This is a genomic window from Pseudomonas sp. FFUP_PS_473 (assembly GCF_002858665.1).
Lineage (GTDB): Bacteria > Pseudomonadota > Gammaproteobacteria > Pseudomonadales > Pseudomonadaceae > Aquipseudomonas > Aquipseudomonas defluvii.
Genome location: NZ_PJQQ01000124.1, coordinates 1 through 338 on the forward strand (window position 1 = coordinate 1; position 338 = coordinate 338).

General features: G+C 53.6%; 1 protein-coding gene. It reads right to left on the reverse strand.

Annotation, left to right across the window (positions count from 1 at the left end):
- A partial coding sequence (locus CYD26_RS24855; RefSeq protein WP_145991832.1) for an IS30 family transposase occupies positions 1 to 338 on the reverse strand: 338 nt, incomplete at both ends.

Sequence of the window (338 nt, forward strand, 5' to 3'; positions counted from 1 at the left end):
CAGCCCAGTGTCTGCCGAGGGCGGGTATTGAGCAAATCAGCTATTTCATCCAGTCGCGCCTGCGTCACTAGAGAGAGATCTGTGCCTTTCGGGAGATACTGACGCAACAATCCGTTCGTATTTTCATTACTACCGCGTTGCCAAGGCGAATGTGGATCGGCGAAATAAATTTTCATCCCCGTTCGCGCCGTGATTTCGGCATGGCGGGCCATTTCGCTACCTTGATCATGTGTCATGGTTTTTAGTAGTGATGGGGCCATCCGCGACATCTCCCTCACAATGGCTTCCGCCGCCGCTTCAGCGGTGGGGGCTTCAAGTTTGGCGAGGATTACATATCG